General features: G+C 71.5%; 10 protein-coding genes and 1 pseudogene. 1 reads left to right on the top strand and 10 read right to left on the bottom strand.

All coding sequences use genetic code 11. The features are described 5' to 3' along the window. Window positions 1-18: 18 nt before the first annotated feature. The 5 genes from der to aroH form a co-directional block, all read right to left on the bottom strand. Window positions 19-1,500 carry a ribosome biogenesis GTPase Der gene (gene der, locus ACFTZL_RS35045; protein ID WP_382591417.1) on the bottom strand — a complete coding sequence of 494 codons (1,482 nt, stop codon included), beginning with the start codon at window positions 1,498-1,500 and terminating at the stop codon, window positions 19-21. Window positions 1,501-1,580: 80 nt separating this feature from the next. Next, the gene (locus ACFTZL_RS35040) at window positions 1,581-2,228 is read right to left on the bottom strand and encodes a lysophospholipid acyltransferase family protein (protein ID WP_382591414.1); all 648 of its coding nucleotides are present in this window, start codon (window positions 2,226-2,228) and stop codon (window positions 1,581-1,583) included. Then, window positions 2,225-2,905 (bottom strand): (d)CMP kinase, encoded by a 681-nt coding sequence (cmk, locus tag ACFTZL_RS35035; protein WP_382591411.1) that lies wholly within the window; start codon window positions 2,903-2,905, stop codon window positions 2,225-2,227. Before cmk ends, ACFTZL_RS35040 begins: the two co-directional genes overlap by 4 nt. Window positions 2,906-3,022: 117 nt before the next feature. Next, window positions 3,023-4,108: a prephenate dehydrogenase gene (locus tag ACFTZL_RS35030; RefSeq protein ID WP_382591409.1), complete on the bottom strand. Its 1,086-nt coding sequence runs from the start codon at window positions 4,106-4,108 to the stop codon at window positions 3,023-3,025. Beyond that, window positions 4,105-4,467 (bottom strand): chorismate mutase, encoded by a 363-nt coding sequence (aroH, locus tag ACFTZL_RS35025; protein WP_382591407.1) that lies wholly within the window; start codon window positions 4,465-4,467, stop codon window positions 4,105-4,107. The genes ACFTZL_RS35030 and aroH overlap by 4 nt, the downstream gene beginning before the upstream one ends. 180 nt (window positions 4,468-4,647) lie before the next feature. Between aroH and ACFTZL_RS35020 the strand changes: the two genes are divergently transcribed. Further along, on the top strand, window positions 4,648-5,088 hold the full coding sequence (locus ACFTZL_RS35020; protein WP_382591404.1) for a Rieske (2Fe-2S) protein: 441 nt from the start codon (window positions 4,648-4,650) through the stop codon (window positions 5,086-5,088). A gap of 3 nt (window positions 5,089-5,091) precedes the next feature. On the opposite strand, the gene ACFTZL_RS35015 is transcribed toward ACFTZL_RS35020, so the two are convergent. The 5 genes and pseudogenes from ACFTZL_RS35015 to ACFTZL_RS34995 form a co-directional block, all read right to left on the bottom strand. Then, window positions 5,092-6,108, bottom strand: coding sequence for an ADP-ribosylglycohydrolase family protein (locus tag ACFTZL_RS35015; RefSeq protein ID WP_382591401.1), 1,017 nt, complete (start codon window positions 6,106-6,108; stop codon window positions 5,092-5,094). A gap of 86 nt (window positions 6,109-6,194) precedes the next feature. Then, window positions 6,195-7,259, bottom strand: a complete 1,065-nt coding sequence (locus ACFTZL_RS35010) for a pseudouridine synthase (RefSeq protein WP_382591398.1) — start codon at window positions 7,257-7,259, stop codon at window positions 6,195-6,197. Further along, the gene (gene scpB, locus ACFTZL_RS35005) at window positions 7,259-7,945 is read right to left on the bottom strand and encodes an SMC-Scp complex subunit ScpB (protein ID WP_382591395.1); all 687 of its coding nucleotides are present in this window, start codon (window positions 7,943-7,945) and stop codon (window positions 7,259-7,261) included. The genes ACFTZL_RS35010 and scpB overlap by 1 nt, the downstream gene beginning before the upstream one ends. After that, entirely contained in the window at window positions 7,942-9,105 is a 1,164-nt protein-coding gene (locus ACFTZL_RS35000) for a segregation and condensation protein A (RefSeq protein ID WP_382591392.1), read from the bottom strand. The genes scpB and ACFTZL_RS35000 overlap by 4 nt, the downstream gene beginning before the upstream one ends. A gap of 18 nt (window positions 9,106-9,123) precedes the next feature. Continuing rightward, a pseudogene (locus ACFTZL_RS34995) lies at window positions 9,124-9,332 on the bottom strand (hypothetical protein); the annotation flags it as partial.

The following is a 9,332-nucleotide window of genomic DNA, read 5'->3' as shown; positions in this document are numbered from 1 at the left end:
CCCTTCCACTGTTTCGCGCTACTTCTTCTTCGCGCCGCGCTTCTCGCGCACCCGCACCGAGATGTGGATCGGCGTGCCCTCGAAGCTGAACTCCTCGCGCAGGCGGCGCTCGATGAAGCGCCGGTAGCCCGCCTCGATGAAGCCGGAGGCGAACAGCACGAACCGCGGCGGCTTGGTGCCCGCCTGCGTGCCGAACAGGATGCGCGGCTGCTTGCCGCCCCGGACCGGGTGCGGGTGGGCGGCGACCAGCTCACCTAGGAAGGCGTTCAGCCGGCCCGTCGGAACCCGGGTCTCCCAGCCCGCCAGGGCCGTCTCGATCGCCGGGACCAGCTTCTCCATGTGCCGTCCGGTGCGGGCCGAGACATTGACCCGCGGGGCCCACGCCACCTGGCCGAGCTCGGTCTCGATCTCCCGCTCCAGGTAGTAGCGGCGCTCCTCGTCGAGGGTGTCCCACTTGTTGAAGGCCAGGACGATCGCGCGGCCCGCCTCCACGGCCATGGTGACGATCCGCTGGTCCTGCACCGAGATCGACTCGGCGGCGTCGACGAGGATGACGGCGACCTCCGCCTTCTCGACGGCGGCGGCGGTGCGCAGCGAGGCGTAGTAGTCGGCGCCCTGCTGGAGGTGGACGCGCTTGCGGATGCCCGCCGTGTCGACGAACTTCCAGACGACACCGCCGAGTTCGATCAGCTCGTCGACCGGGTCACGGGTGGTGCCCGCCAGCTCGTTGACGACGACGCGCTCCTCGTTCGCCACCTTGTTGAGGAGCGAGGACTTGCCGACGTTCGGACGGCCGATGAGCGCGATCCGGCGGGGGCCGCCGACGGCCGTGCCGAAGCTCTGCTCGGGCGCCTCCGGCAGGGCCTCCAGGACGGCGTCCAGCATGTCGCCGGTGCCGCGGCCGTGCAGCGAGGAGACCGGGTGCGGCTCGCCGATGCCGAGGGACCACAGAGCGGTCGCGTCGGCCTCGCCGCTCGGGCCGTCGACCTTGTTGGCGCACAGCACCACGGGCTTGCCCGCCTTGCGGAGCAGCCGGACGACGGCCTCGTCGGTGTCGGTGACGCCGACCTTGGCGTCGACGACGAAGACGACCGCGTCGGCGGCCTCGATGGCGTACTCGGCCTGGGCGGCCACGGAGGCGTCGATGCCGAGGACGTCCTGCTCCCAGCCGCCGGTGTCGACGACCTTGAAACGGCGGCCCGCCCACTCGGCCTCGTACGTCACACGGTCGCGGGTGACGCCCGGCTTGTCCTCGACCACGGCCTCGCGGCGTCCGATGATGCGGTTCACGAGAGTCGACTTGCCGACATTGGGCCGGCCGACCACGGCGAGCACGGGCAGCGGGCCGTGCCCGGCCTCCTCGATCGCGCCCTCGACGTCCTCGGGGGCGAAGCCCTCCTCCGCGGCGAGCTCCATGAACTCCGCGTACTCGACGTCGCCGAGCGCCCCGTGGTCGTGCTCGTGCGGCGCCGAGCCGTCGGGCTGGATGTGGTCGTTCATGAAGTCCGTACCTCGTCGTTCATCTTGGTGGTCGGTGGAGTACCCGCTGTCTTCCGGGCTGATCCACTACTCAGTGTTGCCTAGCGCCTGGTGAGGCGCCTGGCGTTTTCCAGGTGGGCGGCGAGCTGCTTCTGGATGCGGCCGGTGGCCTCGTCCAGCGCCTTGCGCGTACGGCGCCCGCTGCCGTCGCCCGCGTCGAAGGGCTCGCCGAAGACGACGTCGACGCGCGAGCGCAGCGGAGGCAGCCCCTTTATCAACCGTCCGCGCCTGTCGGTGCTTCCCAGCACGGCGACCGGCACGATCGGCGCGCCGCCGCGCACCGCGAAGTACGCGAGCCCGGCGCGCAGCGAGGCGAAGTCGCCCTCGCCCCGGGTGCCCTCGGGGAAGATACCGAGCACGCCGCCGTTGTCCAGGATGCCGATCGCCTGGGTGATCGCCGTGCGGTCGGTGGTGTCGCGGTCCACCTTCACCTGCCCGATGCCGAGCAGGAAGGGGTCCAGCGGCCCGATGAACGCCTCCTTCTTGATCAGGAAGTGCGTCGGCCGGGGCGCCACGCCCATGACCATCGGGCCGTCGATGTTGTGGGAGTGATTGACCGCGAGGATCACCGGGCCGTTCGTGGGCACCCGCCAGGCGCCGAGCACGCGCGGCTTCCACAGCCCGTACATCAGGCCGACGCCGATGCGCCGCCCGACCTCGGCACCCCGTACCGAAGGCAGCTCGGTCACTTCCCCGCCCGCTTCTCCTCGACGAGGGTGACGACACACTCGATGACCTGGGCCAGCGTGAGCTCGGTGGTGTCCACCTCGACCGCGTCGCACGCCTTGGCGAGCGGCGAGGTCTTGCGGCTGGAGTCGGCCGCGTCCCGCTTGATCAGGGCCTCGCGGGTGGTGTGGACGTCGGAGCCCTTCAGCTCACCGCTGCGGCGGGCGGCACGCGCCTCCGGGGAGGCGGTGAGGAAGATCTTCAGGTCGGCGTCGGGCAGCACGGTCGTGCCGATGTCACGGCCCTCGACCACGATGCCCTTCTCCGCGGAGGCGGCGATCGTGCGCTGCAGCTCGGTGATCCGGGCACGCACCTCGGACACCGCGCTGACCGCGCTGACCTTGGAGGTGACCTCCTGGGTGCGGATCGGGCCGGCCACGTCGACGCCGTCGACGGTGATGGTCGGGCCCAGCGGGTCGGTGCCGGAGACGATCTCCGGCTTGCCGGCCGCGGCGGCGATCTCGGCGGGGTCGCCGATGTCGATGCCGTTGCTCACCATCCACCAGGTGATCGCCCGGTACTGGGCGCCGGTGTCCAGGTAGCTCAGCCCGAGCTGCGCCGCCACGGCCTTCGAGGTGCTCGACTTGCCCGTGCCGGAGGGGCCGTCGATGGCGACAATCACGGGCGTGGGGCTTTCCACAGTGGAGACCTTCCTGGACCGGGCTGGCGGGGGTGAGGGCGCGACTGCCCCGCACAAGGTTACTGGGTGCGGGTCACTCGTCCGGCCGCGCGTCGGCCGACCCTGTTCCAGGATGCCCTACTGCCGAATGGCCCAGCCCCGCTCGCGCAGCGCGGCGCTCAGCACGGGGGCCGCCTTCGGTTCGACCATCAGCTGCACCAGGCCGGCCTGCTGCCCCGTCGCGTGCTCGATCCGTACGTCCTCGATGTTGACGCCGGCCATGCCCGCGTCCGCGAAGATCCGGGCGAGCTGTCCCGGCTGGTCGTCGATGAGCACCGCCACGACCTCGTAGACGCGCGGGGCGGATCCGTGCTTGCCGGGGACGCGGATCTGCCCCGCGTTGCCGCGCCGCAGGACGTCCTCGATGCCGGTGCTGCCCTCGCGGCGCTTGTGGTCGTCGGTGGACTGCAGGGCGCGCAGGGCCCGCACGGTCTCCTCCAGGTCGCCGGCGACGTCCGTGAGCAGGTCGGCGACCGGCCCGGGGTTGGCGGAGAGGATGTCGATCCACATCCGGGGGTCGGAGGCGGCGATCCGCGTCACGTCCCGGATGCCCTGCCCGCACAGCCGTACGGCGGCCTCCGCGGCGTTCTCCAGACGCGCGGCGACCAGGCTGGAGACCAGGTGGGGCATGTGGGAGACGAGGGCCACGGCACGGTCGTGTGCGTCGGCGTCCATCACCACCGGCACGGCACGGCAGTGCGAGACCAGCTCGAGTGCGAGGTTCAGCACCTCGGTGTCGGTGTCCCGGGTCGGGGTCAGCACCCAGGGCCGGCCCTCGAAGAGATCCCCGGTCGCGGCCAGCGGGCCGGACTTCTCCCGGCCCGACATGGGGTGTGTGCCGATGTAGGCGGTCAGGTCGAGGCCGCGTGCCTCCAGCTCGCGGCGCGGCCCGCCCTTGACGCTGGCGACGTCCAGGTAGCCGCGCGCCGCTCCGCGGAGCATGGCGTCGGCGAGCACGTCCGCCACATGGGCGGGCGGGGCGGCGACGATCGCGAGGTCGACGGGCCCGTCCGGCGCCTCGTCCGTGCCGGCGCCGAGCGCGGCCGCCGTGCGGGCCTGCTCCGGGTTCGGGTCGGCGAGGTGCACGGTGACGCCCCGCTGGGACAGGGCCAGGCCGGCGGACGTGCCGATGAGGCCGGTGCCGATGACGAGTGCGGTTCTCACTGGGCGATGTCCTTGCGCAGGGCGGCCGCCGCGCCGAGGTAGACGTGGGCGATGCCGGCCCGGGGCCGGTCGGACTCGATGTGCGCGAGGACCCGGACGACGCGCGGCATGGCGCCCTCGATGTCGAGTTCCTGGGCGCAGATCAGCGGTACGTCGACGATGCCGAGCTTGCGGGCGGCGGCCGCCGGGAAATCGCTGTGCAGGTCCGGCGTGGCCGTGAACCAGATGCTGATCAGGTCGTCGGCCTCGAGTTCGTTGCGCTCCAGGATGGTCGTGAGCAGGGCTCCGACCTGCTCGTCCATGTGCCCGGCCTCGTCCCGCTCGAGTTGGACGGCCCCCCGGACCGCTCGTACCGCCACGGCGCTGCTCCTTGCTGACGTGCGTGTCGCTCTACGTCCGTCCAGCCTAGTCAGCCGGTGCGAAGCGGGTGCGCGGCGCCCGCCCGATGAGACGTCGGAATCACTGTTCGTTGGGTATTTTCAATGCCAAGATGCAGAAAAGTCCGCTTTCTCCACTTTCGGCACCTTCGGAGTGACGACATGACTTACGAGACCACTCGCCGCACGGTTCTCCTCGCGACGGGCGCGACCGGCGCGGTGGCGCTGGTGGCGGCCTGCGGCGGGGGCGGCGATGACAACGGCTCCACGTCGACGGTCCTGCCCACCGGACAGAAGGAGACAAGCGTCCCGGCCGGCCAGGAGCTGGCCTCCACCGACGAGATCCCGGTCGGCGGCGGCAAGATCTTCAAGAACGAGGAGGTCGTGGTGACCCAGCCGGAGAAGGGGCAGTTCAAGGCTTTCTCGGCCATCTGCACCCACCAGCGCTGCCTGGTGTCGACGGTCTCCGACGGCACGATCAACTGCCCCTGCCACGGCAGCAAGTTCCGCATCGCCGACGGCGCGGTGGCCCACGGCCCGGCGACCCGCGCCCTGCCCGCCGAACAGATCACCGTGGAGGGGAGCTCGGTCCGCCTCGCCTGACCCTCACGCGTCCCAGAGCGCCCCGAGCGTGAGCAGGTCGCTCCGGTGTTCGACGCGGTCGGCCCACTCGGTCGGCCAGGCCCGCGCGCCCAGATACGCGCCGGCGAAGGCGCCCGCCAGGCAGGCGATCGAGTCCGAGTCGCCTGCGGTGCAGGCGGCGCGCCGCAGGGCCGTCACGGGTTCGTCGGCGAAGAGCAGGAAGCAGAGCAGCCCGGTCGCCAGGGCCTCCTCGGCGATCCAGCCCTCGCCTGTGGCCAGGCACGGGTCGTCCTCGGGCGAGACGGTGCGCACGGCGTGCCCGAGACGGTCGAGGATCGCCAGGCACTCGTCCCAGCCGCGCGCGATGAAGTGCTCGGGGCTCGGGTCCTGGGCCCGGTGCCACAGATCGCCGAGCCAGCGCTCGTGGTAGTGGCTGCGGTTCTCCAGGGCGTACGAACGGAGCAGGCCGATCAGCCCGGCCGGCTCGGCACCCTGCGCGAGCAGGCGTATGGCGTGCGCGGTGAGGTCGGACGCGGCGAGCGCGGTGGGGTGCCCGTGGGTGAGGGCGGACTGCAACTGGGCGGCGCCCGCGCGCTGTTCGTCGCTCAGGCCCACGATCAGGCCCAGGGGCGCGACGCGCATGTTGGCGCCGCAGCCCTTGGAGTGGATCTGGCTGGCGTCCTGCCAGGGCCGGTCCGCGCGCTCCAGCAGGGCACAGGCCCGCAGACAGGTGTTGCCGGGGGCACGGTTGTTCTCCGGGGACCGGTTCCAGGCGATGAACTCCTGCCGTACCGACTCGGCCATCCCCTCGGGCCCGAGCACACCACGGTCCATCGCCGTCCGGATGCCCCACGCGAGCGCCAGCGTCATCTGCGTGTCGTCGCTGACGATCGCCGGCGTCGGCAGCTCCAGCCGCCGCCAGGGGCCGAAGCTGTCGAGGATCGCCGGCACGCCGCTGAACTCGGTCGGGTACCCCAGCGCGTCCCCCAGGGCGAGGCCGGTGAGCGCCCCGGTGGCGGCTTGCTTGTGGACCAGGGTCATGCGGGGTGTCCTTCCGGCCGGTCACGAACAGTTCCCCGCGCCCACAGGGCACGGGGAACTCAAGCACTTCGGGTTCGGCGCTACGCCTAGAGATCGACTTCCTGCATCAGCATCCCCACCTCCGTGTTGGACAACCGCCGCAGCCAGCCCGACTTCTGGTCGCCCAGGGTGATCGGCCCGAAGGCGACCCGCACCAGCTTGTCGACCGGGAACCCGGCCTCCGCGAGCATCCGGCGCACGATGTGCTTGCGGCCCTCGTGGAGGGTGACCTCGACGAGGTAGTTCTTGCCGGTCTGCTGGACGACCCGGAAGTGGTCCGCGCGCGCGTAGCCGTCCTCGAGCTGGATGCCGTCCTTGAGCTGCTTGCCCAGGTCGCGCGGGATGGGGCCGACGATGTGCGCGAGGTAGGTCTTCTTCACGCCGTACTTCGGGTGGGTCAGCCGGTGGGCCAGCTCACCGTGGTTGGTGAGCAGGATGACGCCCTCGGTCTCGGTGTCGAGCCGGCCGACGTGGAAGAGCCGGGTCTCGCGGTTGGTGACGTAGTCACCGAGGCACTGCCGGCCCTCCGGGTCCTCCATCGTCGACACGACACCGGCGGGCTTGTTCAGCGAGAAGAACTGGAAGCTCTGCGTGGCGACGGTCAGCCCGTCGACCTTGATCTCGTCCTTCTCCGGGTCGACGCGCCGCCCCTGCTCCAGGACGATCTCGCCGTTGATCTCTACCCGGGCTTCCTCGATCAGCTCCTCGCAGGCGCGCCGGGAGCCGAAGCCCGCTCGCGCGAGCACCTTCTGGAGCCGCTCGCCCTCCTGCTCGGCGCCCGGGAAGGTCTTGGGCAGCTTGACGTCCTTCTTCTCGGCGTACCGGTCGCGGTTGCGCTCCTCGATCTGCGCCTCATACTCGCGAGCGCGCGCCGGGGCCGTACGCCCACGCTGCTGGGGCTGCTTGGGACCGCCCTTGGCGCCGCCGCGGGCCGCACCGCCGCGCCCGGACTTGGGCCCGTCCTTCGTCGCCCCGGGGCCCACGTCGTAGCGGCGCTCCTCGGGGCGGGGCTTGCTGGGGCGGCCCTGCCCCTGCTTGTCGTCCCTGTTGTTGCCGGCACCGCGGTGGTTGCCCCGCCCGCCGTTTCCGCCGTTCCTGCCGCTGCTTCGCATCAAAGTTCCGTCTGGTCGTCTTCGTCGTCGGCACCCGGGGAGACCGGGCGGCCCGGCACGTCGTCATCAGGCGCGTCCGGGTCGAACGACGGTACGCCCTCCTGGGTCTCGGCCTCGATCGCCTCCGCCTCCGGGAGGAAGGGCGCGAGCTCCGGGAGCTCGTCCAGGCCGCGCAGGCCCATCCGCTCCAGGAAGTAGTTCGTCGTCGTGTACAGGATCGCACCTGTTTCGGGTTCCGTGCCCGCCTCCTCGACGAGACCCCTTTGCAGGAGGGTCCGCATGACGCCGTCGCAGTTGACTCCGCGCACGGCCGAGACCCGGCTGCGGCTGACCGGCTGCCGGTACGCGACGACGGCCAGGGTCTCCAGGGCGGCCTGGGTGAGGCGGGCCTGCTGGCCGTCCAGCACGAAGCGCTCGACGGCGGGCGCGTACTCGGCACGGGTGTAGAACCGCCAGCCGTTCGCGACGAACCGCAGTTCGAAGCCACGCCCCTGGACGGTGTACTCGTCGGCCAGCTCGCGCAGCGCGTCCGTGATCTGGCGGCGCGGCCGGTCGAGGATCTTCGCGAGATGTTCCTCGGTCGCGGGCTCGTCCACGACCATCAGGACGGCCTCCAGAGCGGGCTTGAGGTCGAGATCGGCGACGGTACGCAGTCCGGCCGGGATCTCGCTGATTTCTTCGCTCACGCCGGTTTCTCCTCCTTCGGCGGCTCGGGCGGCCGGTCGAACTCGTCGGTGACGGTCGGTGTCTCGTCCCCGTCCCCGCCGGTCCACCGCACGAGCAGCTCGCCCAGCGCGGCCTCCTGCTCCAGCTCCACGGCCTTCTCGCGGTACAGCTCCAGCAGTGCGAGGAAGCGGGCTACGACGGTGAGGGTGTCGTCGGTGTCCTCGATGAGCGCCCGGAAGCTGACCTCGCCGAACTCCCTGAGCCGGGCGACGACGAGCTGGGCCTGCTCCTGCACGCTGACCAGCGGGGCGTGGATGTGGTCGACGTAGACCTGTGGCCTGGGCTTGGGCTGCATCGCCTTCACGGCGAGCTTGGCGAACCCTTCCGCCCCGATGCTGATGACGACCTCGGGCAGCAGCGCGGCATGCTGGGGTTCGAGCCCGACGGTACGCGGATAGCGCCGGGCCTCGTCGTCGAGCCGCCCGCTGAAGATGTCCGCGATCCGCTTGTACGCGCGGTACTGCAGCAGCCGGGCGAACAGCAGGTCCCGGGCTTCGAGCAGCGCCAGATCGCCCTCGTCCTCCACCTCGGCGGCGGGCAGCAGCCGTGCCGCCTTCAGATCGAGCAACGTGGCCGCGACGACGAGGAACTCGGTCGTCTCGTCCAGATCCCAGTCCGGCCCCAGCGCCCGGATGTACGCCATGAACTCGTCGGTCACCTTCGACAGCGCGACCTCGGTGACGTCCAGCTTGTGCCTGGAGATCAACTGCAGCAGCAGATCGAAGGGGCCTTCGAAATTGGCGAGCCGGACCGTGAAGACCCCGTCACCGGCATCGCCCGGGCTCTCGGACCTCGCAGCCGGCTCGACGGGCACCATCGGCTCAACGGGCGCCGTCGGCTCTGCAACCTCCACCGGCTCGACGGCCGACTGCGGCTCTACAGCCTCCACCCGCCCAACGGGCTTCACCCGCTCGGCCACCGGCCCCAAGGTCTCCGCCGCTGTCGGCTCAGCCGGTGCCGGGGGCTCGGGCTGCGCAGCCTCGGGCCAAGCCATCTCCGGAGGCGACTCCGGCTCTACCGGCCCAGCTCCCGGCAGGGGCCCGGCGCCCGGCCCCCGCCCCACCGCACGCCGACGGCCGTTCGGGCCGTCGGCGGGTGGAGGGGAAGCGTTCGAGGTCATAGCCCCCGCAGGCTACCGTTACCGCCCGCGCAGACGTCGTACGAGGATGCTGGCGTCCCCGCGGGTCTCCAGGTCGGCGAGGACCACGGCGACCGCCTCGCGGACGATACGGCCACGGTCGACCGCCAGGCCGTGCTCGCCGCGGAGCACGAGACGTGCGTGCTCCAGGTCCATGAGCTCCTCGGCGGACACGTACACGGTGATTTTCTCGTCGTGCCGCTCACGGC

Origin of the sequence: Streptomyces sp. NPDC056948 (assembly GCF_042674225.1) — a bacterium.
Classification (GTDB): Bacteria; Actinomycetota; Actinomycetes; order Streptomycetales; family Streptomycetaceae; genus Streptomyces; species Streptomyces purpurascens.
Note: the sequence above shows the minus strand (reverse complement) of the source record. Positions and strands in the feature narration are given on the sequence as shown.